General features: G+C 69.0%; 22 protein-coding genes. 13 read left to right on the forward strand and 9 right to left on the reverse strand.

Annotation, left to right across the window (positions count from 1 at the left end):
• Positions 1-223: 223 nt before the first annotated feature.
• Complete coding sequence (locus tag ACFY10_RS08465; protein WP_390664299.1) at positions 224-1,753, forward strand: RNA polymerase sigma factor; 1,530 nt, start codon at positions 224-226, stop codon at positions 1,751-1,753.
• 137 nt (positions 1,754-1,890) lie between these two features.
• Entirely contained in the window at positions 1,891-2,727 is an 837-nt protein-coding gene (locus ACFY10_RS08470; RefSeq protein WP_390664300.1) for a S1 family peptidase, read from the forward strand.
• A 115-nt stretch (positions 2,728-2,842) separates the two neighbouring features.
• Here the strand turns inward: ACFY10_RS08470 and ACFY10_RS08475 are convergent, their stop codons facing one another.
• Positions 2,843-3,073, reverse strand: coding sequence for a hypothetical protein (locus ACFY10_RS08475; RefSeq protein ID WP_030945102.1), 231 nt, complete (start codon positions 3,071-3,073; stop codon positions 2,843-2,845).
• Positions 3,074-3,515: 442 nt separating this feature from the next.
• Between ACFY10_RS08475 and ACFY10_RS08480 the strand changes: the two genes are divergently transcribed.
• From ACFY10_RS08480 to ACFY10_RS08505, 6 genes are all read left to right on the forward strand, one after another.
• Complete coding sequence (locus tag ACFY10_RS08480; protein WP_390664301.1) at positions 3,516-5,639, forward strand: type IIA DNA topoisomerase subunit B; 2,124 nt, start codon at positions 3,516-3,518, stop codon at positions 5,637-5,639.
• Positions 5,640-5,916: 277 nt separating this feature from the next.
• Positions 5,917-6,441 (forward strand): DUF1453 domain-containing protein, encoded by a 525-nt coding sequence (locus ACFY10_RS08485; protein ID WP_390664302.1) that lies wholly within the window; start codon positions 5,917-5,919, stop codon positions 6,439-6,441.
• Entirely contained in the window at positions 6,438-7,589 is a 1,152-nt protein-coding gene (locus ACFY10_RS08490; RefSeq protein WP_390664303.1) for a sensor histidine kinase, read from the forward strand. Before ACFY10_RS08485 ends, ACFY10_RS08490 begins: the two co-directional genes overlap by 4 nt.
• Positions 7,586-8,269 (forward strand): response regulator, encoded by a 684-nt coding sequence (locus ACFY10_RS08495; RefSeq protein ID WP_390664304.1) that lies wholly within the window; start codon positions 7,586-7,588, stop codon positions 8,267-8,269. The genes ACFY10_RS08490 and ACFY10_RS08495 overlap by 4 nt, the downstream gene beginning before the upstream one ends.
• A gap of 69 nt (positions 8,270-8,338) precedes the next feature.
• On the forward strand, positions 8,339-8,887 hold the full coding sequence (locus ACFY10_RS08500) for a DUF485 domain-containing protein (protein ID WP_390664305.1): 549 nt from the start codon (positions 8,339-8,341) through the stop codon (positions 8,885-8,887).
• Entirely contained in the window at positions 8,884-10,476 is a 1,593-nt protein-coding gene (locus tag ACFY10_RS08505) for a cation acetate symporter (protein WP_390664306.1), read from the forward strand. Before ACFY10_RS08500 ends, ACFY10_RS08505 begins: the two co-directional genes overlap by 4 nt.
• A gap of 46 nt (positions 10,477-10,522) precedes the next feature.
• Here the strand turns inward: ACFY10_RS08505 and ACFY10_RS08510 are convergent, their stop codons facing one another.
• A complete protein-coding gene (locus tag ACFY10_RS08510; RefSeq protein WP_390664307.1) occupies positions 10,523-11,215 on the reverse strand; it encodes a response regulator in 693 nt (230 codons plus the stop codon).
• A 161-nt stretch (positions 11,216-11,376) separates the two neighbouring features.
• On the opposite strand from ACFY10_RS08510, the gene ACFY10_RS08515 reads away from it, so the two are divergent.
• The 3 genes from ACFY10_RS08515 to ACFY10_RS08525 are packed head-to-tail and all read left to right on the forward strand — an operon-like array spanning position 11,377 to position 14,169.
• Complete coding sequence (locus tag ACFY10_RS08515; RefSeq protein WP_099931808.1) at positions 11,377-12,192, forward strand: ABC transporter ATP-binding protein; 816 nt, start codon at positions 11,377-11,379, stop codon at positions 12,190-12,192.
• On the forward strand, positions 12,182-13,060 hold the full coding sequence (locus tag ACFY10_RS08520) for an ABC transporter permease (protein WP_390664308.1): 879 nt from the start codon (positions 12,182-12,184) through the stop codon (positions 13,058-13,060). The genes ACFY10_RS08515 and ACFY10_RS08520 overlap by 11 nt, the downstream gene beginning before the upstream one ends.
• A gap of 59 nt (positions 13,061-13,119) precedes the next feature.
• Positions 13,120-14,169: an ABC transporter substrate-binding protein gene (locus ACFY10_RS08525; protein WP_390664309.1), complete on the forward strand. Its 1,050-nt coding sequence runs from the start codon at positions 13,120-13,122 to the stop codon at positions 14,167-14,169.
• Between the two features lie 55 nt (positions 14,170-14,224).
• Here ACFY10_RS08525 and ACFY10_RS08530 read toward each other — a convergent pair whose 3' ends face one another.
• The 4 genes from ACFY10_RS08530 to ACFY10_RS08545 all read right to left on the reverse strand — a co-directional run bounded on the left by ACFY10_RS08530 (position 14,225) and on the right by ACFY10_RS08545 (position 18,947).
• Positions 14,225-14,905, reverse strand: coding sequence for a response regulator (locus ACFY10_RS08530; RefSeq protein WP_390664310.1), 681 nt, complete (start codon positions 14,903-14,905; stop codon positions 14,225-14,227).
• Entirely contained in the window at positions 14,902-16,572 is a 1,671-nt protein-coding gene (locus tag ACFY10_RS08535; RefSeq protein ID WP_390664311.1) for an ATP-binding protein, read from the reverse strand. Before ACFY10_RS08535 ends, ACFY10_RS08530 begins: the two co-directional genes overlap by 4 nt.
• 101 nt (positions 16,573-16,673) lie before the next feature.
• Positions 16,674-17,615 carry a sucrase ferredoxin gene (locus tag ACFY10_RS08540; protein WP_390664312.1) on the reverse strand — a complete coding sequence of 314 codons (942 nt, stop codon included), beginning with the start codon at positions 17,613-17,615 and terminating at the stop codon, positions 16,674-16,676.
• Positions 17,616-17,669: 54 nt separating this feature from the next.
• A complete protein-coding gene (locus ACFY10_RS08545; RefSeq protein ID WP_390664313.1) occupies positions 17,670-18,947 on the reverse strand; it encodes a citrate synthase in 1,278 nt (425 codons plus the stop codon).
• Positions 18,948-19,056: 109 nt separating this feature from the next.
• Here ACFY10_RS08545 and ACFY10_RS08550 point away from each other — a divergent pair, with 109 nt between their 5' ends.
• Positions 19,057-20,223 (forward strand): citrate synthase, encoded by a 1,167-nt coding sequence (locus ACFY10_RS08550; protein ID WP_390664314.1) that lies wholly within the window; start codon positions 19,057-19,059, stop codon positions 20,221-20,223.
• Between the two features lie 112 nt (positions 20,224-20,335).
• Here ACFY10_RS08550 and ACFY10_RS08555 read toward each other — a convergent pair whose 3' ends face one another.
• Both ACFY10_RS08555 and ACFY10_RS08560 read right to left on the reverse strand, forming a co-directional pair.
• Positions 20,336-20,581, reverse strand: a complete 246-nt coding sequence (locus tag ACFY10_RS08555; protein ID WP_390664913.1) for a hypothetical protein — start codon at positions 20,579-20,581, stop codon at positions 20,336-20,338.
• Between the two features lie 609 nt (positions 20,582-21,190).
• Positions 21,191-21,745 (reverse strand): DUF6082 family protein, encoded by a 555-nt coding sequence (locus tag ACFY10_RS08560; protein ID WP_390664315.1) that lies wholly within the window; start codon positions 21,743-21,745, stop codon positions 21,191-21,193.
• A gap of 321 nt (positions 21,746-22,066) precedes the next feature.
• On the opposite strand from ACFY10_RS08560, the gene ACFY10_RS08565 reads away from it, so the two are divergent.
• Positions 22,067-23,131 carry a CobW family GTP-binding protein gene (locus tag ACFY10_RS08565; RefSeq protein ID WP_390664316.1) on the forward strand — a complete coding sequence of 355 codons (1,065 nt, stop codon included), beginning with the start codon at positions 22,067-22,069 and terminating at the stop codon, positions 23,129-23,131.
• On the opposite strand, the gene ACFY10_RS08570 is transcribed toward ACFY10_RS08565, so the two are convergent.
• Entirely contained in the window at positions 23,128-25,584 is a 2,457-nt protein-coding gene (locus tag ACFY10_RS08570) for a DNA topoisomerase (ATP-hydrolyzing) subunit A (protein ID WP_390664914.1), read from the reverse strand. The genes ACFY10_RS08565 and ACFY10_RS08570 overlap by 4 nt on opposite strands.
• Positions 25,585-25,737: the final 153 nt, after the last annotated feature.

Here is a 25,737-nt window from a genome sequence, read left to right on the forward strand (position 1 = left end):
ACAGGGTGTGACTCGGACCACGCAGATTGGGCGTAACACTCGGGGAAACAGCGCGATGACCTAAGAGGTGACAGCCGAGGAGGGAATACGGACGCCGTTTGCGGCGCTGTGCATCTTCCCGGCCCCCGCCCGCGCCGTCGGCCCAATCCCCAAGCCGGCGGTCGGCTCCTGTCCGTCCTGGACGGGGCCGGAAGCCGTTTTCCAACGTTCCGAGAGGTTGTTCGTGTCGGCCAGCACATCCCGTACGCTCCCGCCGGAGATCGCCGAGTCCGTCTCTGTCATGGCTCTCATTGAGCGGGGAAAGGCTGAGGGGCAGATCGCCGGCGACGATGTGCGTCGGGCCTTCGAAGCTGACCAGATTCCGGCCACTCAGTGGAAGAACGTACTGCGCAGCCTCAACCAGATCCTCGAGGAAGAGGGTGTGACGCTGATGGTCAGTGCCGCGGAGCCCAAGCGCACCCGAAAGAGCGTCGCAGCGAAGAGTCCGGCCAAGCGCACCGCCACCAAGACGGTCGCGGCAAAGACGGTGACCACCAAGAAGGCCACTGCCACTGCCACCCCCGAGGCGCCCGCCGCCGACGCGCCCGTCGAGGACGACGCCACGAAGGTCGCTGCGAAGAAGGCGGTCGCCAAGAAGACGGCGCCCGCGAAGAAGACGGTCGCCAAGAAGGCGGCGGCCAAGAAGACCAGTGCCAAGAAGGACGACGGCGAAGTCATCGAGGAGGAGGTGCTCGAGGACACCCCCAAGGGCGCCGACGAGCCCGAGGGCGCCGAGAGCGCGGGCTTCGTGCTCTCCGACGAGGACGAGGACGACGCGCCGGCGCAGCAGGTCGCGGCCGCCGGTGCCACCGCCGACCCGGTCAAGGACTACCTCAAGCAGATCGGCAAGGTCCCGCTGCTCAACGCCGAGCAGGAGGTCGAGCTCGCCAAGCGCATCGAGGCCGGTCTGTTCGCCGAGGACAAGCTGTCCAACGCCGACAAGCTCGCCCCCAAGCTCAAGCGCGAGCTGGAGATCATCGCCGAGGACGGGCGCCGCGCCAAGAACCACCTCCTGGAGGCCAACCTCCGTCTGGTGGTCTCCCTGGCCAAGCGCTACACCGGCCGCGGCATGCTCTTCCTGGACCTCATCCAGGAGGGCAACCTCGGTCTGATCCGCGCGGTCGAGAAGTTCGACTACACCAAGGGCTACAAGTTCTCCACGTACGCCACCTGGTGGATCCGTCAGGCGATCACCCGCGCCATGGCCGACCAGGCCCGCACCATCCGTATCCCGGTGCACATGGTCGAGGTCATCAACAAGCTCGCGCGCGTGCAGCGCCAGATGCTCCAGGACCTGGGCCGCGAGCCCACCCCGGAGGAGCTGGCCAAGGAACTCGACATGACCCCGGAGAAGGTCATCGAGGTCCAGAAGTACGGCCGCGAGCCCATCTCGCTGCACACCCCGCTGGGCGAGGACGGCGACAGCGAGTTCGGTGACCTCATCGAGGACTCCGAGGCGGTCGTTCCGGCCGACGCGGTCAGCTTCACGCTCCTGCAGGAGCAGCTGCACTCCGTGCTCGACACCCTGTCCGAGCGCGAGGCGGGCGTCGTCTCGATGCGCTTCGGTCTCACCGACGGTCAGCCGAAGACCCTCGACGAGATCGGCAAGGTGTACGGCGTCACGCGCGAGCGAATCCGCCAGATCGAGTCCAAGACCATGTCGAAGCTGCGCCACCCGTCGCGTTCGCAGGTGCTGCGCGACTACCTCGACTAGGTCGCCGTCGTACGACACCGAAGGCCCGGTTCTCCCTCGTGGGGAACCGGGCCTTCTCGTGCTGTCGCGCAGGTGCGGGGTGTGGCGGGCTGGATCACTCTGGGTCTCCCACGACCATCCCAGAGTGAGGAGCCTGTATGCGCCGTCCCTTTGTCCGGGCCCTGGCCCGGCCGCTGGCCCTTGTGGCCGCGGCGACCGCAATACCGTTGCTTTCCACTTCCCCCGTGGCCGCCGACAGCGTTGTCATAGGGAGTTTCCCGATCGACGTGTCCGAGAGTCCGTGGACGGTGGCACTGTCCAGCCGTGACCGGTTCGGGGGTACGCGTGCGGGGCAGTTCTGCGGCGGTGTGGCCATCAGTCGTACGACCGTGCTCACCGCGGCCCACTGCATGGGCGAGGACGTCCTGGGGGCGCCGCCGGAGCGTGTCCACGACCTCAAGGTCATCGCGAACCGTACGGACCTGCTCTCGGGCCGCGGCCGGGAGATCTCGGTGCGTAACGTCCGGGTGAATCCGACCTTCGACAGCGACAGCAACGCCGAGGACTTCGCCGTGCTCACTCTCGCCAGACCGCTGCCACGCAGCTCGGTCATCGGGATGGCGGCGGCCGGCGATCCTGCGTACAAGCCGGGTACGAGCGCGACGGTCTCCGGGTGGGGGGACCTCACCGGTGGCGGTGATTACGCACACAGTCTGCGGGCGACACGGGTGCACGTGCTGCCCGACGCCCGGTGCGAGGAGGCGTATCCGGGCAGCGCCGACGGCACGTACCTGGCCAAGAGCATGTTGTGCGCCGGGGAGGCCGCAGGTGGCCACGACGCCTGCCAGGGCGACAGCGGCGGGCCTCTCGTCGCCCAGGGCAAGCTCATCGGGCTGGTGTCCTGGGGGAGCGGCTGCGGCCGTGCGGGCAGCCCCGGCGTCTACACGCGCGTGTCCGAGGCCCTACGAGCGCTGGGCCGACGGAGCGGGCGCTGACAGAGCCTGAGCGGCCATCTCCGGTACGAGCGCGGGCGGCGCGGTCCCTGAAAGAGGGGCCGCGCCGCCCGTACACCGGCCTGTGCCGGAGCTGGCTCGTCGTGGATGCGAGGTATCAGCGCTCTTCTTCGGAGGCGGATGCCGGAACGGAGGTCAGCCGCTCCGTCTCGTCCTGTATCTCAGCGGCGATCTTCTTGAGTTCCGGCTCGAACTTGCGGCCGTGGTGGGCGCAGAAGAGCAGTTCGCCGCCGCTGAGCAGGACAACGCGCACGTAGGCCTGCGCTCCGCAGCGGTCGCAGCGATCGGCGGCCGTCAGGGGGCTCGCGGGGGTCAGAACAGTAGTCACGTCGCCTCTTCTCTAGCTCGACGAGCTGTCGTACCAGGGTCAACATCCAACCAGCCCTAAAACGTTCCCGCCCCGGGCTTTTCCTCGAAAAAATCTTTCGAGGCCGGCTGTCTGCTGCCGGTTGGCGGCGAATGTGCCGTATTGCGTGTCTGTGTGTCGTACGGGTTCGCGCAGTTTGTCAATGTCTGGTCCTCCCGGCTGGCTTGCCGGTTGTTCATGAGGACGTGCCCGGAGCCTAAATGGTTCATGCCTGGAAGGGAACGTGATATGTACTTCACTCCATCGAGGGATCGAACGTGTATGCGACTCTGGACTAGTCTTAACTACAGACGAGGGTGGCGTTACAACGGCTCTACCAGGCCTCGGTACCCTCTTGACGGCGACCGAAGCCGCGCCCTTACCCACAAGGGCCCCACCTGAAATTCAGCGAGGAGCGAACCGCGTGACCGCCGAGACGTCCGTGCCGTCCACAGCGCTGCTGGCAGGAGCAGACCGGGACGGTTCCAACTACACCGCGCGGCACCTGCTCGTCCTCGAGGGGCTCGAGGCCGTGCGCAAGCGCCCGGGCATGTACATCGGGTCGACCGACAGCCGCGGTCTGATGCACTGCCTGTGGGAGATCATCGACAACTCCGTCGACGAAGCTCTCGGGAACTACTGCGACCACATCGAGGTGATCCTCCACGACGACGGCTCGGTGGAGGTCCGGGACAACGGCCGGGGCATCCCCGTCGACGTCGAGCCCAAGACGGGCCTCTCCGGTGTCGAGGTCGTCATGACCAAGCTGCACGCCGGCGGCAAGTTCGGCGGCGGCTCCTACGCCGCCTCCGGCGGTCTGCACGGTGTGGGCGCCTCCGTGGTGAACGCCCTGTCCGCCCGCCTGGATGTCGAAGTCGACCGCGGCGGCCACACCCACGCGATCAGCTTCCGCCGCGGCGTGCCGGGTGCCTTCGCCGCGAATGGCCCCGACGCCAAGTTCGAGGCCGCCAGCGGGCTGCGCAAGGCCAAGCGGATCCCCAAGACCCGCAACGGCACGCGCGTGCGTTACTGGGCCGACCGTCAGATCTTCCTCAAGGACGCCAAGCTCTCCCTGGAGAACCTGCACCAGCGTGCCCGTCAGACGGCGTTCCTGGTGCCCGGCCTGACCATCGTCGTCCGCGACGAGTTCGGGCTCGGCGAGGGCGGCAGCAAGGGTGAGGAGTCCTTCCGCTTCGACGGCGGCATCAGCGAGTTCTGCGAGTACCTGGCGAGCGACAAGCCGGTCAACGACGTCCTCCGCTTCTCCGGCCAGGGCAGCTTCAAGGAGACGGTCCCGGTCCTGGACGACCACGGCCAGATGACGCCCACCGAGGTCACCCGCGAACTCGGCGTCGACGTCGCAATGCGCTGGGGCACCGGCTACGACACGACCCTGAAGTCGTTCGTCAACATCATCGCCACCCCCAAGGGGGGCACCCACGTTGCCGGCTTCGAGCAGGCGGTCACCAAGACGATGAACGAGGTGCTGCGCGCGAAGAAGCTGCTGCGCGTCGCCGAGGACGACATCGTCAAGGACGACGCCCTGGAGGGCCTCACCGCGGTCGTCACCGTCCGCCTCGCCGAGCCCCAGTTCGAGGGCCAGACCAAGGAGGTCCTCGGCACCTCGGCGGCCCGTCGCATCGTGAGTACCGTGATCTCCAAGGAACTCAAGGCGTTCCTGACCTCGACCAAGCGGGATGCCGCCGCGCAGGCCCGGGTGGTCATGGAGAAGGCCGTCGCCGCCGCCCGGACGCGCATCGCGGCCCGCCAGCACAAGGATGCCCAGCGCAGGAAGACGGCTCTGGAGTCCTCGTCGCTGCCCGCGAAGCTCGCCGACTGCCGCAGCGACGACGTGGACCGCAGCGAGCTGTTCATCGTCGAGGGAGACTCCGCGCTCGGTACGGCCAAGCTCGCGCGGAACTCCGAGTTCCAGGCGCTGCTGCCGATCCGCGGCAAGATCCTCAACGTCCAGAAGTCGTCTGTGACCGACATGCTCAAGAACGCCGAGTGCGGCGCGATCATCCAGGTCATAGGAGCCGGCTCGGGCCGGACGTTCGACATCGACGCGGCCCGCTACGGCAAGATCATCATGATGACCGACGCCGACGTCGACGGCTCGCACATCCGGACCCTGCTGCTGACCCTGTTCCACCGGTACATGCGGCCCATGGTCGAGGCCGGGCGGGTGTTCGCCGCGGTGCCGCCGCTGCACCGCATCGAGATCGTCCAGCCGAAGAAGGGCCAGGACAAGTACGTCTACACGTACTCGGACCGCGAACTGCGCGACAAGCTGCTGGAGTTCCAGAGCAAGGGCATCCGGTACAAGGACTCCATCCAGCGCTACAAGGGTCTCGGTGAGATGGACGCCGACCAGCTGGCCGAGACGACGATGGACCCGCGCCACCGCACCCTGCGCCGGATCAACCTCTCCGACCTGGACTCGGCCGAGACGGTCTTCGATCTGCTGATGGGCAACGACGTGGCGCCGCGCAAGGAGTTCATCTCCAGCTCGGCGGCAACGCTGGACCGGTCGCGCATCGACGCGTAGCCGCTGCGCTCGGCTTGGGCCGGAGGCAGGGCGTGTGACAGATGCCCGCCCAGGTCGGATCGACGGTCTGGGGCCGAGGCGGCCGGCTCGCGGCTGATGGCCTGCCCGGACCGGGCGGGGTGGTCGTGGGGCTCCACCCGTGGGTGGAGCCCGTGGCGGTTTGCGGATCCACCCACGATCCACCCCTGCTCCGATCTGCCGGCCTGCGAATGTCCGTAGCGTCGAAGGCGTCGACAGCACTCGCTGCCGGCTCCCCTCTTCGCTCACGGAGGCTCTGATGTCCGGGCTCGTCAACGGGCTGGTGATCGCGGCTGTCGTCGTCCTCGTACTCGTGCGACAGTTCCGCGCGCAGCAGATCGGCGTGGGCAGGCGCTGGTGGCTCCTGCCCGTGATCCTCGCGGTCGTGGCGCTGCGCGAGCCCGGCATCGTCGATGTCCACCACCGCACGGAGTCGGTCGTCCTGCTCGGCGCCGAACTGCTCATCGGTCTTGCCACTGGGGCCGGCTGGGCCTGGACGACCCGCATATGGGCGGAGCCGGACGGCTCCGTGTGGAGCAAGAGCACCAAGGCGAGCGTGTCTGTCTGGATCGTCGGCATCGCCCTGCGCGTCGGCCTCTTCGCGCTCGGCACCCTGGTCGGCGTGCACCAGGACAGCTCCGCCCTGCTCCTCGCGCTCGCCGGCACCCTCCTGGTCCGCTCCGGGATCCTGCTCTGGCGGGCCCAGTCCATCGCCCCGGCAGTGGGCACGACCCCGGCGTACCGTGACTCCACGGCCTGGTCCGCGCGGAAGGAGCGTGTGTGACACAGAACGCCTGGACGCGCTGGCCCTCGAGGGAGGCGCTGGGGCGCGAGGGGCTCACCCCGCCCCGGAGGGTACTCGCCTGGGCGACGAGGCTCCTCGCGCTCGCCATGCTGCTGTGGAGCGCCTTCACCAGCGGCCATGTCCACGGCTGGGGCATGGCGGTGGCCGCCATGGTGGTGTTCGTGGCAGCGGCCGCGTCCTGGGGCCTCTACCGCACCACGCTGGCCCACCGGCTCGTGCCGTCCCTCGCCCTGGCCTTCCTCCTTGTCGCCATCGCGGTCGTGGCACAGGTCACCGGGTTCCGCGTACCGGCCCTCGTCATCTGGTGCGGCTGCGGCGTCATCGCGCTGGAGCGGCTTCCCCTGGCAGCCGCGCTCCCGGTCACCTGGGTCTCTTTCCAGGCGTACGCCACCGTCAACAACGACGCGTGGCTCACCACCGCCGCCACGATGGTCGGCCTGGCGCTGGGCGGCTATGTGCTGCGCCTCGACGCGGAGGCCCGCGGCAACGCTCAGCGGCTCCTCGCCCAGGAGCGGGCCGCCCGGGCCGCCGAGGCCGAGTCGGCGGCGCTCGCGGAGCGGGCCCGCATCGCGCGTGAGATCCATGACGTGCTGGCGCACAGCCTCTCGGCCCAGCTCGTGCACCTGGAGGCGGCCCGACTGCTGATCGAGCGGGGCGCCGGACGGGAGCGGATTCTGGAGCGAGTGGTGGCAGCAAGGGGCATGGCTCGTGACGGTCTCGACGAGACGCGGCAGGCGCTCTCCGCGCTGCGCGGAGAGCTGACTCCGCTGGAGGACTTCCTCTCACAGCTCGTCGGTACGTCGGCCGGTGCCGAGGTCACCATTACGGGTGAGCGCAGGTGGCTGCCCGCAGAGGCGTCGCAGGCCGTGCGCAGGGTCGCGCAGGAAGCCCTGACGAACGTGCGCAAGCACGCGCCGGGGGCCAAGGTGCGGGTGCGTCTGGACTACGGCGACCATCAAGTGACGCTGGATGTACGGGACTCCGGCGGCTCACCGGGCGAACTCGCCGGGGCGGGCGCCGGGTACGGTCTGCTGGGCATGCGCGAGCGTGCCGAGCTGTTGGGCGGTTCGCTGGAGGCCGGGCCGGACGAGGAGGGGTTCGCGGTGACGCTGAAGGTGCCCGTATGACGGAAGGGGCGGAGCAGCGGCCCGCGCGCGTGGTGGTCGCGGACGACCAGACCGTTGTGCGTGAGGGCATCGTGATGCTGCTGGGCCTGTTGCCCGGGATCGAGGTCGTCGGTGCCGCGGGGGACGGGGACGAGGCGGTGCAACTCGTCGCGGAACTCGCCCCGGACGTGGTGCTGATGGACCTGCGCATGCCGCGCTGCGACGGTGTGGAGGCGACCCGGCGCATTCGCGCGGAGTACCCCGGGACGCAGGTCGTGGTGCTCACGACGTTCGCGGACGACGAGTCTCTGTTCCCGGCGTTGCGGGCGGGGGCACGGGGCTATCTCACCAAGGACGCGGGCGGGGACGAGATCGTACGGGCCGTGCAAAGTGTGCTGTCCGGGGACGCGGGGCTGTCGCCGAGCATCCAACGGCGGCTGCTGGAGCGGCTGTCCGGCCCGGAGCCGCAGCCGGCGGTCGTGACCGCGGCGCCGGACGGGCTCACCGCGCGCGAGACCGAGGTGCTGCTGCTGATCGCCGAAGGCCTCAGCAATCAGGAGATCGCCCGCAAGCTGCATGTCTCCACCGCAACCGTGAAGACCCACATCAACAACCTCTTCGCCAAGACGGGGCTCAAGGACCGTGCCCAGGCCGTGCGTTACGCGTATGCAAAGGGGCTCGCGCGGCCACCGGCGGGGTGAGTCACCTGATGGGGTGAAGAGCGCGGAGAAGGAGAGTCGGGGATCTTCCCGTTCTGTCCATCCTTGGGCATGGAGTCAAGCAACGGTCGTCCCCGCGGAGGCGGGGGTGACGCCGATGGTTCGGCCGAGCACCGCGATCATGACCCGTCCCCCGCAGAGGCGTCCGGGGGTGCGAGGTACGACGACCCGTGGTACGACGCGCTTGCCTCCGGCTGGGGCGAGTCGGACGGCGTCGGCGGCCTCGTGCCCGAGGCCGGGTCTGCGCGCCGCTCGAGCGAGGACGAGGCGGCCGACGTGTACCTCGAGGTGCAGCGCAGCGCGGCGTTCCAGGAAGTGCGCAGTCGCTACCGGAGGTTCGTGGTGCCGGGAGTCGCCGTCTTCTTCGTCTGGTACGTGGGGTACGTCGTGACCGCCACGACCGCGCCCGGGTTGATGGCGCATCCCGTTGCCGGCGCCGTGAACGTGGCGATGCTAGCGGGGCTCGGGCAGTTCCTCACCACCTTCCTGTTCGCGTGGGCCTACGCCCGGCATGCGCGGCTGCGCCGGGACCGGACCGCGCTCGAACTGCGGTGGAACACGCAGGAACTGGCGCGCGGCGTCCGGGGCGGTGCGTCGTGACGGGCAGCCATCAGACGCTGGCGCTGTTTCTGTTCAGCGTGTTCGTCGCCATCACGCTGGCGATCACGACGTGGGTGAGCCGCAACCGGCAGGGTTCGGCGGAGGAGTTCTACGCGGGCGGGCGTCTTTTCTCACCCATGGAAAATGGTTTTGCCATCGCGGGCGACTACATGTCGGCCGCTTCCTTCCTGGGCGTCACGGGGCTCATCGCGCTGTTCGGATACGACGGGCTGCTGTACGTGGTCGGCTTCCTCGTCGCCTGGCTGCTGGTGCTCTTCCTCGTCGCGGAACTGGTGCGCAACTGCGGGCGGTTCACGCTCGCCGACGTGGTCGCGGCGCGTATGAAGGAGCGGCCCGTGCGGATCGCGGCGGGAACTTCCTCGGTCACCGTGTCCGTTCTGTATCTGGTGGCGCAGATGGTGGGGGCGGGCAGCCTGGTCGCGCTGCTGCTCGGGGATACGAGCGCGGCGGCGCGGGCGTGGACCGTCATCGGTGTCGGCGCGCTCATGGTGATCTATGTGTCGCTGGGAGGGATGCGGGCAACCACCTGGATCCAGATCGTCAAGGCGGTGCTGCTGCTCGCCGGTACGGTCGCGTTGACCGTACTCGTCCTGCTGCGGTTCCACGGCGACTTCGACCGGCTGCTGCTGACGGCGGCCGCGCGCAGTGGTCACGGCGACGCGTTCCTGGCCCCGGGGCTGAAGTACGGCGGTGACTGGACCGCCCGCTGTGACTTCATCAGCCTGGGGCTCGCCCTGGTGCTGGGCACGGCAGGGCTGCCGCACATCCTGTCCCGCTTCTACACCGTGCCCACCGCCCGGGCGGCGCGGTGCTCGGTGCTCTGGTCGATCGGGCTCATCGGCGGCTTCTATCTGATGACGATCATCCTCGGCTTCGGGGCGGCCGCGATCGTGGGGCCGGATGCGGTACGCGGGTCGAACGCGGCAGGGAACACAGCGGTCCCGCTTCTTGCGCTCGCCCTGGGAGGCGGTGCGAACTCCACAGCAGGAACGGTTCTCTTCGCGGTTGTCGCCGCCGTCGCCTTCGCCACGATCCTCGCGGTGGTTGCCGGGATCACGCTCGCCTCCTCGGCGTCCGTGGCCCACGACCTGTACGCGTCCCTGCGGCGCAGACATGCCAAGCCGCGCAGCGAAGTGGCCGTGGCGCGCGTCGCCTCGGTGGGCATCGGTGTGGTCGCGATCGCCCTCGGTCTGCTTGCCCGTGACCTCAATGTGGCGTTCCTGGTGGGCCTCGCCTTTGCAGTCGCTGCGTCCGCGAACCTCCCGGTGCTGCTCTACTCGCTGTTCTGGCGCGGCTTCACCACCCGCGGTGCCGTGTGGGCCGTATACGGCGGGCTGGTCCCCGCACTCGCCCTCGTCGTGCTGTCGCCGGTGGTGTCGGGCAGTCCGGAATCGCTGTTCCCGGACGTCGACTTCCAGTACTTCCCGCTCCAGAACCCCGGCCTCGTGTCGATCCCGATGGGCTTCCTCGCGGGCTGGCTCGGCACGGTCACCTCCGACGAGGTCCCCGACGAGGCCAAGCACGCCGAGACCGAGGTGCGGGCGCTGACGGGGGCGGGGGCCGCGTAGCGAACGCTGCCTTCACCGTCGTACGGCGCAAAGCGCAGTCTTCGGCCTACGGCGCCACCCACGCGTACAGGTGTTCCGGGCGGCCCGTGTCGCCGTACTTGAGGGAGAGGCGGAGGCGGCCGGCCTGTTCGAGGTGGCGGAGGTAGCGCTGGGCGGTGGAGCGGCTCAGGCCGGTCTCCGCGGCCACTTCGTGGGCCGAGAGCGGGTGCTCGGCATGGTGCAGGACCCGGCAGATCAGGTCGGTCGTCGGTTCCGAGTGGCCGCTGGGCAGGCCTGGTGACGACGGCGCCGGCGCAGTGCGCAGGGCGCCGAAGATCCGGTCCACCTGCTCCTGGCCGGCGATGCCGCGGCCCCCGACCCGGTCGACGGTGCGGCGCAGGGCGGCGTACGAGTCCAGGCGAGTGCGCAGGGCGGCGAAGGTGAAGGGCTTGACCAGATAGTGCAGCGCGCCGAGGCGCATGGCGGCCTGCACGGTCGCCACGTCGCCGGCCGCGGTGATCATGATGACGTCCGTGCCGTGGCCCTGTTCCCGCATGCGGTGGACGAGTTCGAGGCCCGTCTGGTCGGGCAGGTAGTGGTCGAGCAGCACCAGGTCGATGGCCCCGCGCTGCACGCTGGCCAGCGCCTGGGCAGCGCTGTGTGCGCGGGCGGCGACCCGGAAGCCGGGAACCTTTCCCACGTACTTGGCGTTGATCTCGGCAACGCGGAAGTCGTCGTCCACGACCAGGACGTCAATCATCGGGCCTCTTTCTGTCAAGGCCTGGCGAGCGTTAAGCCCGTGTTTCGGCTCCGCTGTTGTAGCGCGCGCAAAACGAGCACAACAGGCTGTTGCAAGCAAAAGAACGGCATGCGCTCACAAGGCTGCTGCTGTGGCCCGGGCCACATCTACCGTCCCCGGCCATGAGCGCAGACACCAGCCCCGCCATCCAGCTACGGGGCGCGAGCAAGATCTTCAGGACCCCGTCGGGGGGTTTGCACACGGCCGTCAGGGAGCTGGACCTCACGGTCGGGCGCGGCGAGTTCGTGGCGGTCGTCGGCCCCACGGGGTGCGGCAAGTCGACCACGTTGACCCTGGTCAGCGGGTTGGAGGAGCCCACCGAGGGCGAGGTTCTGGTCGCCGGTGAGCCGGTTCGCGGCGTCGGCGACAAGGTCGGTTTCGTCTTCCAGCAGGACGCCACTTTTCCCTGGCGTACCGTCCTGTCGAACGTCATGGCGGGCCCGCGTTTCCGCGGTGTGCCCAAGGCGGAGGCCAAGCAGAAGGCACGTGAGTGGCTGGCCCGGGTCGGGCTCGCGGCCTTCGAGGACCGTTACCCGCACCAGCTCTCGGGCGGTCAGCGCAAGCGCGTCGCGCTCGCCGCGACCTTCGTCAACGATCCCGAGATCCTGCTGATGGACGAGCCCTTCTCGGCGCTCGACGTGCAGACCAGGGCGCTGATGTCGGACGAGCTGCTCGAGCTGTGGGAGGGCACGGGAGCCTCCGTGGTCTTCGTCACACACGACCTGGAGGAGTCGATCGCGCTGGCCGACAAGGTCGTTGTCATGACGGCCGGGCCGGCCACCGTGAAGCAGGTCTTCGACATCGACCTGCCGCGGCCGCGCAAGGTCGAGTCGGTGCGCCTGGAGCCGCGGTTCATCGAGATCTACCGCGAGATCTGGGAGTCCCTCGGCGAAGAGGTCCGCATCACCCGTGAGAGGGGTGCCGCCAATGTCGCCTGATGTCATCCCCGACGCCCAGGTCGCGCCGACCACGACCGAGTCCGGCAACAAGACGAACCGTGCTCATTCGCGCGCCCGTGCCGCCCGTAGACGCAAGATCGCCGTGATGGCTGCCCGCGTGCTGCTCCTGGTCGCGGTCCTGGGGCTGTGGGAGGTGTTCTCCCGGACCAAGGTCATCGATGTGTTCAACTTCTCGATGCCCTCGAAGATCTGGGACCAGGTCTACGCCTGGGTGATGCACGGGACGGCGCAGGGGCCGCTGGGGGAGCAGATCTGGTACACGCTGTACGAGGCGCTGCTCGGCTGGATCCTCGGTGTGATCGCCGGTGTCGTGTTCGGCATCGTCCTCGGCCGGATCACCTTCCTCGCCGACGTCCTTGGTCCATACATCAAGGTGCTCAACTCGATACCCAGGATCGTCCTTGCCCCGATCTTCATGATCTGGTTCGGACTCGGTCCGGCCTCCAAGGTCGCGTCGGCCGTCGTCCTGGTCTTCTTCCCGGTCTTCTTCAACGCCTTCCAGGGCGCCCGAGAGGTCGACCGCAACCTCGTGGCCAACGCCCGGATCCTCGGCGCGAGCAATCGGAGGGTGACGCTCCAGGTGGTCATTCCCTCCGCGACTTCGTGGATCTTCACCAGCCTTCATATCAGCTTCGGCTTCGCCCTCATCGGCGCCATCGTCGGCGAGTACCTCGGCGCGACCAAGGGCATCGGCCTGCTCATCTCGCAGTCGCAGGGGACCTTCAACACGGCCGGTGTGTACGCGGCGATGGTCGTCCTCGCCGTTGTCGCACTCGCCGCGGAGGGGCTGCTGACCTTCGCTGAGCGCCGCATCTTCCGGTGGAAGCCGACGGGTTCCGACAGCTGAACCCCCGCCTCGAGCCGCCTCTTTCCCCGCACAGCTCTCTCACAAGGACGTGAACCCTCATGCGCAAGACCGCCAGATACTCCACCCTGGCCGCCGCCGGCCTGCTCGCCCTCTCCTCCCTCACCGCCTGTGCCAATGACGTGGCCGGCACCGCCTCCAGCAAGGGCGATGGCAAGGGGACGAAAGTCAAGATCATGGTCGGTGGCCTCGACAAGGTCATCTACCTGCCCGCCATGCTCGCCCAGCGGCTCGGCTACTTCGACGCCGAAGGCCTCGACGTGGAGCTGCTGAGCGAGCCCGCCGGTGTCCAGGCCGAGACCGCGCTCGTCTCCGGGCAGGTCCAGGGAGCCGTCGGCTTCTACGACCACACCCTTGACCTGCAGACCAAGGGCAAGGCCGTGGAGTCCGTGGTGCAGTTCTCGCACGCGCCCGGCGAGGTGGAGATCGTCTCCAGCAAGGCGGAGGGCGACATCAAGTCGCCCAAGGACTTCAAGGGCAAGAAGCTCGGCATCACCAGTCTCGGCTCGTCGACCGACTTCCTCACCAAGTACCTTGCCGTCAAGAACGGGGTGCAGGTCAGCGACTTCACGCCGGTCGCGGTGGGAGCGGGACCGACCTTCATCGCGGCGCTCCAGAAGGGTGCCATCGACGGCGGCATGACGACCGACCCGACCGTCGCCACGGTCCTGGACAAGAAGGCGGGCAAGGTCCTCCTCGACATGCGGACACCGGAGGGATCCCAGGAGGCGCTGGGCGGACCGTACCCGTCGTCAAGCCTGTACATGCAGACGGACTGGGTCAACAGTCACAAGGACACCGTCCAGAAGATGGTCAATGCCTTCGTCAAGACGCTCAAGTGGATGTCCACCCACAGCTCCACCGAGATCGCCGACAAGATGCCCGCCGACTACTCCCAGGGCAACAAGGTCCTCTACGCAGCGGCCATCGAGAGCACCCTGCCGATGTTCACCAAGGACGGCGTCATGCCCAAGAACGGCCCCGAGACCGTCGAGAAGGTCCTCAAGGCGTTCAACCCCAACATCAAGAACGCCAAGGTGGATCTGAGCAAGACGTTCACTACCGAGTTCGTGGAGAAGGCCGCGGGCTGAATCCGTATGTAGGGAAGGGGCACGGCCCCTTCCCCCGCCCCCAACGGCCGTGCCCTCAGGCGCGGGTCGCCCACACATAACGGTGTTCAGGGCGGCCCGCGTCGCCGTATTTCAGCGTGAGCCGGGCCCGGCCCGTGCGCTCCAGGAGCTTCAGGTAGCGCTGGGCCGTCTGACGGCTGACCCCCGTCCGATCGGCGATCTCCTGGGCCGACAGCGGGCCTTCGGCACTCATCAGGGACTGGCGTACCAACTCCGCGGTGGTGGGGGAGTGCCCCTTCGGCAGCCCCGGCTCCGAAGGCGCCGACAGGGCGCCGAAGATACGGTCCACCTGGGCCTGCTCCGCCTCGCCGCCGCCGTCGAGCGTGCGGCGCAGCTCCGCGTACGCCTCCAGTTTGGCGCGCAGGCCCGCGAAGGCGAACGGCTTGACCAGGTACTGCAGCGCGCCGTGCCGCATCGCGGCCTGCACGGTCGACACGTCACGGGCCGCCGTCACCATGATCACGTCGGTCTGGTGGCCGCGGCGGCGCATCTCCTGGACGACCGCCAGGCCCGTTTCGTCGGGCAGATAGTGGTCCATGAGGACCAGGTCCAGACGGGGCAGCGCCTCCAGCTGACGCAGCGCCTCGGCGGCGCTGTGCGCCTCGCCGGCGACGTGGAAGCCCGGCACCTTCTCGACGTAGGCGGCGTTGACCTGGGCGACCCTGGTGTCGTCGTCCACGACCAGGACCTCGATCATCGCGACTCCTCCTTGACGGGCATGTCCCCGGTTGCGGTCAGGGCCGGCTCCGGCGCCGACTCGGTCAGCGCTTCCGGCAGGACGACGGTGAACTCCGCGCCGCCGCCGTCCGCCTCACCCACCGTCGCGCTGCCGCCCTGCCGCTCCGCCAGCCTGCGCACCATGGACAGGCCGATACCGCGCTTGCGGTGCGCCGGCGGCTCCTTCGTGGTCCATCCGTCAGTGAAGATCAACTCGCGTTGTTCCGCAGGGATTCCGGGCCCCGTGTCGCGCACCCTGAGGACGGCGGTACGCCCTTCGGCGCGCAACTCGACCTCCACGCGCGCGTGGAGGGTGCCGGCGACCGCGTCGAGCGCGTTGTCCACCAGGTTCCCGACGATCGTGACGAGCCCCCTGGGGTCGATCAACCGGTCCGGGAGCCGAGTCCGGTCCGAGACCCACAGGGCGACGCCGCGCTCGGCCGCGACCGTCGCCTTGCCGACCAGCAGAGCGGCGATCAGCGGGTCCTGGATCTTCTCGGTGACCTGTTCCGCCGTGACCCGGTGGTCACCGACCACTTCCCCGACGAACTCCACGGCGTCGTCGTACATGTCCAGCTCGAGCAGCCCCAGGAGCGTGTGCATGCGGTTGGCGTGCTCGTGGTCCTGGGCTCGCAGGGCGTCGATCAGGCCGCGCGTCGAGTCGAGTTCCCGGCCGAGCTGCTCCAGTTCGGTGCGGTCGCGCAGGGTGGCCACGGCGCCGCCGTCGTCGGTGGGCATGCGGTTGGCGACCAGGACGCGCTGGCCGCGCACGGTGAGCAGGTCGGTGCCCGTCACCCGGCCGGCCAGGATGTCGGCCGTACGTCCTTCGCCGAGCGCCTCGTCGGGGGACCGGCCGACGGCCTCGGCATCGATGCTCAGCAGCCGGTGTGCCTCGTCATTGAGGAGGCGTATCCGACCGGTTCGGTCCAGGGCGACGACGCCCTCACGGATGCCGTGCAGCATCGCCTCGCGCTCCGCGAGCAGTGCCGAGATGTCCGAGAAAGCCAGGTCGCGGGTCTGCCGCTGGACCCGCCGCGAGATCAGCCAGGCGGCCAGCGCACCGACGGCCAGTGCGCCGCCGGCGTAGGCGAGCAGCCCAGGGATCGCGCCGATGAGGTCGGCCCGCACGCTGTCGTACTTGATCCCGACCGAGACCGCCCCGATGATCTTGCCGTCGGCGTCCCGCAGCGGCACTTTGCCGCGGGCCGAGCGGCCCAGGGTGCCCTTGTCGATCTCCATGACCTCATTGCCGGCCAGGGCGTCGCGGGGGTTCGTGGAGACAATGTGGCCTATCTCCGACGCCGTGGGGTGCGACCAGCGCACCCAGTTCCGGTCCAGCACCACGATGTACTCGGCGTGCGTGGCCCGCCGGATCCGCTCGGCCTCCTTCTGCACCGGGCCGTTCCTGCTCGGCGGGGTGTTCAGGATCCCCTCGGCGATCTGCGGATCCTGGGCTGTGGTCTCGGCGATGGCCAGCGCCCGGCGCATCGCCTCCTGGTCGAGCTGCTTGCTCAGCGGTGCCAGGAACAACCCGGTCGCGAGCACCGCGACTCCCGCGGCGATCGCCACCTGCATCAGCAGCACCTGCGAGAACACCCGCTTCGGCAGACCGAGGCGCAGGCGGCGTGCGGGGGGAGTGGGGCTCATACCCACGACGGTACGTGGACGTGCCGGAACTGCCGTAGGGGGTGTGGCATGCATCTCTTGATCAATGCTGAGCCGAGCGGGTCGAAGCATTGATCGCCGGGTCAACTCGCGAGTGCGGTCGTGCTCAGCTCGTGCACCGCCAAGACCTCCATACGCGCAGGTGAGCCGAGAATCGACGTCCCGCAGCTCTCCGGGCGGGCTGGCAGGGACGCGCCCTGGGCCACCTCGACGCGCCACCTGCGTCCGTCCGCGTGGTCGACGGTCACCCGCCAGCGCGGTGCGGCTCCGTCCATTCGTACGACGCTCAGGGCGTCCGCGGCGTACTCGCGGACGGCCGTGCGCACGGCCAGCTCGGCCGCCTGACCGGGCCGCTCCCAGGCGGAGCTCCCGCGGCATCCCTCCACGACGATCCGGCCTTCCTGGACGCCGTGCAGGATCTCCTTGACGGCATGGGCCTCGGCGCGGCCGTACGCGTATCCGTACGGCAGGACGAGCAGCGTGGGCGAGAAGCGATGGCCACCCAAATGAGTGACCTCCCAGACGCCCTCCACCTCGGAGGTGGCGAGCTCCGCCGCGAGCGGGCGGCCGAGCAGAGCGCAGCAGCGGTCGCGCTTGCCGTTGGTGCAGACGAGGGCGAGCGGACCACCGGCGTGCGCTTGGCCACCGAGCACCGAGTCGAAGGTGGCGTGCTCGCCCCTGCCGAGCGCGGCGAGGTCGAGGTCGAGCAGAGCCCGCGGATCGCAGACGGTGGCGGAGTGCAGCCACGCGTTGCCGGGCATGGTGTGGGCCATGTACACCTGCCGCGTGGTCGGCGTGCCGCAGTCGGCGTGCCGTCCTGGGCGGCGGATCAACGCGATACGTACGCCCGTCCCCTTCGCGGCCGCCTCCAGGGCGCGGCCGAGTGCCGGATCGAGGTGGCTCGAAGTGAGCGCCTTGGCGCCCCAGGGCCCCGGCTGCTCCAGCAGCAGCCAGGTCCTCGCGGTGGCCGCGGTTCCCGAAATGGGCTCGCCGAGCTCTCGGGACACGGTTGAGCACGTACTCACAGAGGTGAGCCTAACCTGACTTGGCTCACGGCGACTTCCGGCCGCGTTCGTGTCCTACGCCGGCCGGGACTGATCCTGCTCCGGCAGCGGTTGGGGCGGCTTCGGACCGACGTAGTGTCCGCTGGGCCGCATGCGCAGCGGGCGTTCCCCGTACTCCTCCAGCGCGTGGGCGATCCAGCCCGCCGTACGCGCCACGGCGAAGATCGTCTCGCCCGCGGTGGAGGGCATGCCCGAGGACGCGGTGAGCACGGCCAGGGCCAGATCGACGTTGGCATGCAGCGGCGTGTGGCGGGCGGTGGTCGCCACGATGTCGCGGGCCGCGGCGAGGGCGGGAGCGGCGCGGGGGATCTCCTCCAGGAGGCCGAACAGGACACGCGCGCGTGGGTCCTCGCCGGGGTAGAGCCGGTGGCCGAGTCCCGGGATGCGGCGGCCCGCCCGCAGCTCTTCCGCGATGACGGGGGCCGCGTTGCCCTCGTCGAGCACGTCCAGCAGCAGCCGGTGGGCGAGGCCGCTGGCCGCTCCGTGCAGGGGGCCTTCCAGCACACCGAGCCCGGCGGAGACGGCCGCGTAGGCGTGGGCGCGGGCCGAGGCGGCGACGCGCACCGCAAGGGTCGAGGCGGCGAGGTCGTGGTCGACGAGGAGGGCGAGCGCGGTGTCCAGCACGCGCAGCGAGGCCTCGTCGGCGTCCCGTCCGCTCAGCCGCGCCCACAGGCGGTGCGCCAGCGGACCCTCGTCGCGGTGGCCGCGCAGGGCAGGCGGCAGGGCGGCGACCAGGGTGGGGATGAGGGTGCGCGCGGTGCCGAGCACTGCGTCCTCGGAGAGGTCGAAGCGCAGCGGGTCCGCCACCGCGGCGGCGATCGCCGCAACGCGCAACCGGTCGGTCGGCCCGGTGTGTTCGGGCAGCGCGTCGACGGCGCGGCGGGCCACGGCGACGGAGGCCTCGGGCGCGGTGAACGCGATGCCGGGGCGCAGCCGGCCGGTCCACAGCCACTCGGCGACCTCTTCGTAGGAGTGGCGCATGGCCAGTTCGGTGGCGTCGACGCCACGGAAGAAGTACCGGTCCGTCTCGATGAGCGTGATGCGGGTCCGTACGGAGAGTTCGCCGCCCGAGGGCGAACTCCCGCTGCTCTCACGCCTGTTGCGGCGCGCGAGTGCCTCCACCTCCTTGACGTCGAAGGTGCTGCCCCGGCCGCCGGGCACGCGTCGGCTGCTGAGCTGGCCGCGGCTCACGTATGCGTACACGGTCTCGGGCTTCACGCCCAGCAGTTCGGCGGCTTCCTTGGTGGTCAGCCGGCGTTCGGCGTGACCGGCGGAGGGGTCTTGATCGCGCATGGGGTCACCGTATCCGCATCACGACGTATGGATCCAATGCATTGATTCAATCAATATTGACAGCCATTTAGTCAAGCATGGACAGTTGAATCAAGTCCAGGGAGGAATCATGTCCGTCAACAGGTCAGCAGCCGCCACCGTCGACGTGCCGCGGGGACTCGCCGGCGTCGTCGTCACCGACACAGAGATCGGGGATGTCCGGGGGCTCGAGGGCTTCTACCACTACCGCCAGTACTCGGCCGTCGAACTCGCGCAGACCCGCGGTTTCGAGGACGTCTGGCATCTCCTGGTTCACGGCGAACTGCCGGACGAGGCGCAGCGTGCGGCCTTCGTCTCCGAGGTGGCGGCCCTGCGGCGGCTGCCCGACGAGGTACGGGCGGCTCTGCCCGCCATTGCGGCGGCGAGGGGACGGTCGGGCCCGCTGGCCGGCATGCGTACCGCGTTGTCGCTGCTCGGCGCGGCGAAGGGCTTCCGGCCGGTGTACGACATCGACGTGGCCGACCGCCGTCAGGACACCCTCGTGGCGGCCGCGGCCGTACCGACGCTGCTCACGGCGCTGCACCGGCTGGGTCGGGGCCTCGAACCGGTGGAGCCCCGGGACGACCTGCCCTATGCGGCCAACTACCTCTACATGCTGACGGGTTCGGTGCCGGAGCCGAAGCGGGCCCGGGCGGTCGAGAAGTACTTGATCTCAACCATTGATCACGGCTTCAATGCATCAACCTTCACGGCGCGTGTCATCACGTCGACGGGGGCGGATGTGGCCGCGTGTCTCGTCGGAGCCGTGGGGGCGCTCTCCGGTCCGCTGCACGGTGGTGCGCCCAGCCGCGCGCTGGACACTCTGGACGCGATCGGCACCCCCGACCGCATCGACCCCTGGATCCGCGAACGCGTCCTCGCCGGCGACCGCATCATGGGCTTCGGCCACCCCGTCTACCGCACCGAGGACCCCCGTTCCCGGATGCTGCGCGAGCTGGCCCAGAGCTTCGGCGGCCCGCGTGTGGAGTTCGCCGTGGAGGTCGAGCGCCACGTCGAGGCGGTCCTGGCGGAACTGAAGCCAGGCCGCGAACTCCACACGAACGTCGAGTTCTACGCGGGTGTGGTCATGGAACTGTGCGGTCTGCCCCGCGAGATGTTCACTCCGACGTTCGCGGCTGCGCGGGTGGTGGGCTGGAGCGCGAACATCCTGGAACAGGCGGAGGACTCGAAGATCATCAGGCCGGTGGCACGGTATGTGGGGCCGGGGGCGCCGGTGGCGGTGCCTGCTGCTTCCTGAGGCGTGAAGGTGCTGAACGTTTGAGGTTGGCGCCTGCGTTGTGCTCTGGCGTGCAAAGGGCTCGGCACCGTCTGGCGCCGAGCCCGGAACGGCCTATCGGCCGGTGACGCGATCAGGCGTCGGGGATGTCCTTCTTTGCCTCGATCAGAGTCTCGCGGTTGATGACGACGATGCGTTCGTAGTCGGCGCGAGCGGCGTCGCTGGGCAGCTCCCTGTCGAGTTCTGCCGTGGCCTCGGTGCCGATGACGGCGAAGTTGCCATCGCTGAGCTCGAAGATGTCCGGGCAGGTTCCTGCATTGATGCTGGGTGATGACTGGCGTTGCCGGGGCGGCTTGCCGATCCGTCGTACGATTTTCACTTGGTGTTGGCCTCCCCTGTTCATGGATGTAGGCGCTGGCCTGGAACCGGCACTCTGTGATTGCTCTGCGTCAGGCACAGCAGTGGTGATGTACGAGTTGCCGGCATCAAGGGGAATGTCGGTCTTGGCGTGAATCAGGGTTTCGCGTGTGACCACGACGATGCAGCCGCCCTCGGTCAGAGGCGTGTCGGCCGGTAGCTGGGTGTCCAGCCCGTTCGTGGCGTCGGTTCCGATGACGGCGAAGTTACCGTCGGCCAACTCGAAGATGTCCGGGCAATTCTGTCCGGACACGCTTCCCCGAGCTCTCGGAGGTGTGCCTAGCCGACGGATGATCTGACTCACTGTTCAAGTTCCCCTTGGTCTCAAGGCCTGGGCGCCTGGGCGCTGCGGTGCGATGCGACCCTGTGGGGTTGTTGCTTCGACGACCGAGCGGCGTGGAGCGACGGTTCAATGGGGGTCGACCCTTAACGCGATCGCGGAGCAGTCAACCCTGTTGGCATCAGGGGAAACGTGCGAGTTTGCCAGTTCGTTATCGCCCGACGGTGTGATGTACCTGAAAGGCACATCGGTGGATGGACTCCAAGTCCGGCGGCCGGGGCGAGGGCAGTGCTAGTCGGCCGGGGGCTCACCCACAACCCACCACTCGTCGCTGTCCGCTTCGTCGAGTTGACGCAGGAGATCGTCGACCATCTGTCCGAGCTCCGCCTCCTCGGAAGTGTCGATCAGCGTGGCTCGATGGGGGCGAGTCGCGTACCAATACTCCCTGAAGATTGGATTCTGCAGGATGCCTCGGGCAAATCCGAAGAATTCCTCTCGGCTGATGTTGCCGATCCGGTAGTAGCAGAGGGCATTGGTGTAGAGAGCGTTGGCGAACAGGAACTGGCGCTGCTTCTTGGCGGAAACCGCTTCCTCGTAGGTGTCGAGCACCTCGGCGAGTTCGGGATCGTCCATGGCTTTGCTCAGCAGTTCCCAGTGCAGGCGCTGTTGTTGGGCGATATTGGCATCGCGCTGACTCTGTGCGGACTGCTCCAGACGTTCCACGCGTGCGCGGAGCGAGTCGATGACGTGTCGCTGCGCGGCAAGGGTTGCCAGCGCCCCCGACGCCAGGCCTACACCTGCCGCGGCGATCGCCCCCCATCGTGCTCCACGCTTCTGTGTGGCCATGTCAACCCCCGAGTCAGGCGGCCGTCCGCCGGTCGTCGGGGTGCGGGTCGACTGATGGGGACCGGCGAGCGGTGGGCGGCGCTTGCCGTCTCCCAGGGTGCCGAGCGGCTCTGATCGGCAGGGAGGCGGAGAGGCGGCGCACGGAAGGAAGCGAGGGTCGCACGCTCCGGCGCCTTGCCCAACGTCTGCCCCGCAAGTGCTGCTAACAATCGTTCACTTCGCGGTGATTATTCCGGCTCGTATCCTGGTCCGGCATTCAATCCTCGTATGTGCGCCGGGACCGCGATCCGGTGTGCGCGTCGGTGTCAGAGAGGTCGCACGTTGAGTCAGCCGAGCCAGAACCTCCGGCAGATCCCGGTCGTCGTACTCGCCGGATTCCTGGGCTCCGGCAAGACCACCCTCCTCAATCACCTCCTCCACCGCAGCGGTGGCAGCCGTATCGGTGCCGTCGTCAATGACTTCGGTGCCATCGAGATCGATGCCATGGCTGTGGCCGGAGCACTGGGCGATTCCACCGTCTCGCTCGGCAACGGCTGCCTGTGCTGTGCCGTCGACGTCAGTGAGCTGGACCTCTATCTCGAGCGGCTCGCCCGGCCCTCCGCCGGCATCGACGTCATCGTGATCGAGGCCAGCGGCCTCGCCGAACCCCAGGAACTCGTGCGCATGGTGCTCGCCAGTGAGCAGCCGGGGATCGTGTACGGCGGCCTCGTCGAGGTCGTCGACGCCGCCGAGTTCGACGACACGCGCGTGAAGCATCCCGAGGTCGACCGGCATCTCGCCCTCGCCGACCTCGTCGTCGTCAACAAGCTCGACCGTGCGCCGGACGCCGAGCGCGTCCTCGGGCTCGTCCGCTCCCTCGTCGACCGTGCTGCCGTCGTCCCGGCCACCTACGGCCGCATCGATCCCGAGTTCCTCTTCGACTGCAGGCCGAGCGAGGAGCGCATCGGGCAGCTGTCCTTCGACGACCTGCACGAACACGGCGAGCACGGCCACGCCGACCACCTGCATGCGGCATACGACAGCCTGTCCTTCACCTCCGAAGTGCCCCTGGATCCACGCCGGTTGATGGAGTTCCTCGACAGCAGGCCCGAGGGGCTGTACCGGATCAAGGGGTACGTCGACTTCGGGGCGTACGACGTCCACAACCGCTACGCCGTGCACGCGGTGGGGCGCTTCCTCCGGTTCTACCCGGAGCCCTGGGCGCCGGGCGACGCGCGAGTGACTCAGGTCGTCCTCATCGGCTCCGGCATCGACGCGCCCGCCCTCCGCAAGGAACTCGAGGCGTGCAACAGCGACGCCCCGCACACCGCCGACGAGCACGGTATGTGGGGCGTCCTGCGCTACGTACAGGATCCGGAAGAGGACCCGGTGGAGCCGCCGGTCTAAACGGGTCCCGCCACCACCGCCACCGTCTTCCCCAGAGACACGCCCGAGCCGTCGCGGCGCGGGTCGATCTCGGGGAGGTCGGCCGGGGTGCCGTTCTTCTGCGCCGCCTTGGCCGGGACGGTGCCCGCCCAGGCCAGCGACAGGCAGTCCTCGCCCTTCAGGAACCGCTGGCAGCGGACGCCGCCGGTGGCGCGGCCCTTGCGCGGGTACTGGTCGAACGGGGTCAGCTTGGCCGTCGTCTGGACCGAGTCGTCGAGCGTGCCGCGCGAGCCCGCGACCGTGAACACGACTGCATCCGCCGCCGGGTCCACCGCCGTGAAGGAGATGACCTTGGCGCCCTCGGTGAGCTTGATGCCCGCCATACCGCCCGCCGGACGGCCCTGGGGGCGGACCTGCGCGGCCTGGTAGCGCAGCAACTGCGCGTCGTCCGTGATGAAGACCAGGTCCTCCTCGCCGGTGCGCAGCTCGACCGCGCCGACGATCCGGTCGCCGTCCTTGAGGGTGATGACCTCCAACTCCTCCTTGTTGGACGGGTAGTCGGGGACCACACGCTTGACGACGCCCTGAGCGGTGCCGAGCGCGAGGCCGGGGGAGGACTCGTCCAGCGTGGTCAGGCAGACCACCGTCTCGTCGTCCTCAAGGGAGAGGAACTCCGACAGGGGCGCCCCGCCGGAGAGGTTCGGTGCCGACACCGTCTCCGGCAGCTGGGGAAGGTCGACGACGTTGATCCGCAGCAGACGGCCGGAGGAGGTCACCGCACCGATCTCGCCGCGTGCCGTCGCCGGGACCGCGGACACGATCACGTCGTGCTTGGTGCGCCGGGCGTCGGCGTCCTCCGGGAAGGGCTCGCCGTTCGAGGTGCGGGCCAACAGGCCCGTGGAGGAGAGCAGGATCCGGCACGGGTCGTCCGCGACCTGCAGCGGTACGGCGGCCGCCGGGGCGCCGGACGCCTCCAGCAGGACCGTACGCCGCTCGGTGCCGAACTTCTTGGCCACCGCGGCCAGTTCGGAGGAGACCAGCTTGCGCAGCTCCGCGTCCGACTCCAGGATCCGGGTCAGTTCCGCGATCTCCGCGTTGAGCCTGTCCTTCTCCGACTCCAGCTCGATGCGGTCGTACTTGGTCAGCCGGCGCAGCGGCGTGTCCAGGATGTACTGGGTCTGGATGTCCGACAGGGAGAAGCGCTCCATCAGGCGCTCCTTGGCCTGCGCGGAGTTCTCGCTGGAGCGGATCAGACGGATGACCTCGTCGATGTCGACGAGGGCGGTCAGCAGGCCCTCCACCAGGTGCAGCCGGTCGCGGCGCTTGGTGCGGCGGAACTCGCTGCGGCGGCGCACGACCTCGAAGCGGTGGTCGAGGTAGACCTCCAGGAGCTCCTTGAGGCCCAGCGTGAGCGGCTGGCCGTCCACCAGCGCGACGTTGTTGATGCCGAAGGACTCCTCCATCGGCGTCAGCTTGTACAGCTGCTCCAGGACGGCTTCCGGCACGAAGCCGTTCTTGATCTCGATGACCAGGCGCAGGCCGTGCGCGCGGTCGGTGAGGTCCTTGACGTCGGCGATGCCCTGGATCTTCTTGGAGCCGACCAGGTCCTTGATCTTGGCGATGACCTTCTCCGGACCGACCGTGAAGGGCAGTTCGGTGACGACGAGGCCCTTGCGGCGGGCGGTGACGGTCTCGATCTCGACCGTGGCACGGATCTTGAAGGTGCCGCGGCCCGTCTCGTACGCGTCCCGGATGCCGGCGAGGCCGACGATGCGGCCGCCGGTGGGCAGGTCGGGGCCGGGGACGTGCTTCATCAGGGTGTCGAGGTCCGCGCCCGGGTAGCGGATCAGGTGCCGGGCGGCCGAGATGACCTCGGCGAGGTTGTGCGGCGGCATGTTCGTCGCCATGCCGACCGCGATGCCCGACGAGCCGTTCACCAGCAGGTTCGGGAAGGCGGCCGGCAGGGCGACAGGCTCCTGCTCCTGGCCGTCGTAGTTGGGTGTGAAGTCGACCGTGTCCTCGTCGATCGACTCCGTCATCAGGCTCGTCGCCTGGGCCTGGCGGCACTCGGTGTACCGCATGGCGGCCGGCGGGTCGTCGTTGCCCAGCGAGCCGAAGTTGCCGTGGCCGTCGACCAAAGGCACGCGCATCGAGAAGGGCTGGGCCATGCGCACCAGGGCGTCGTAGATCGACGCGTCGCCGTGCGGGTGCAGCTTGCCCATGACCTCGCCGACCACGCGCGCGCACTTCACATAGCCGCGGTCGGGGCGCAGCCCCATCTCGTTCATCTGGTAGACGATGCGCCGGTGCACCGGCTTGAGGCCGTCCCGGGCGTCGGGCAGGGCTCGGGAGTAGATGACCGAGTACGCGTACTCGAGGAAGGAGCCCTGCATCTCGTCGACGACGTCGATGTCGAGGATCTTCTCCTCGTACGAGTCGTCGGGCGGCGGGGTCTTCGTGGTGCGGCGGGCCATCGCTGCCGGCTCCTTGCTCAAGCGTGAACGATATCTGACGCGGACCATTGTGGACCGTGGCACTGACAACGCGGACGAGGACCTGACGTCGGCCCTCCCGCCAGGCGTGGACGCAGGCTACGCGATCCGCTGTGGGCGTACGTCGTCCGGGAA

The sequence above is a fragment of the Streptomyces sp. NPDC001401 genome (assembly GCF_042895385.1).
Classification (GTDB): Bacteria; Actinomycetota; Actinomycetes; order Streptomycetales; family Streptomycetaceae; genus Streptomyces.